The sequence below is a fragment of the Escherichia sp. AM3 genome (assembly GCF_032029835.1).
In the GTDB taxonomy this organism is placed as follows: domain Bacteria; phylum Pseudomonadota; class Gammaproteobacteria; order Enterobacterales; family Enterobacteriaceae; genus Escherichia; species Escherichia coli.
The window spans coordinates 1-237 of record NZ_JAVUPQ010001296.1 but is presented as its reverse complement, the minus strand read 5'-3'; the positions used below and the strand labels follow the sequence as shown (position 1 = coordinate 237).

Below are 237 nucleotides of genomic sequence, written 5' to 3'. Positions count from 1 at the left end.
CGCTTCGTACTGCGGCGTCAGCTTCTCCAGCGCCGCTTTGAAGCCGCCAGAAATCATCACCGTCACATCCTGCGCAAGCGCACCCGCGCTGAGGGTGGCGAAGGTCAGGGCGGCAATCACCGTTCTGAATGTAAGCATGAGGGATCACTCCTTAACGGCAGTTTGCAGGATTAACGCGCGACGACGATAGAGATAAAGCGTTGCCAGCAGGGCGCAAACGGCGGCAAAGCTCATCCA

The 237-nt window shown here is 58.6% G+C and carries 1 protein-coding gene and 1 pseudogene; both read right to left on the bottom strand.

Annotation, left to right across the window (positions count from 1 at the left end; all coding sequences use genetic code 11):
• Positions 1-138, bottom strand: a pseudogene (locus RTW80_RS30760) (ABC transporter substrate-binding protein); the annotation flags it as partial.
• A 6-nt stretch (positions 139-144) separates the two neighbouring features.
• Positions 145-237, bottom strand: a 93-nt coding sequence (locus tag RTW80_RS30755; RefSeq protein WP_312722040.1) for a PGF-CTERM sorting domain-containing protein, incomplete at its 5' end; no start/stop codon positions are given.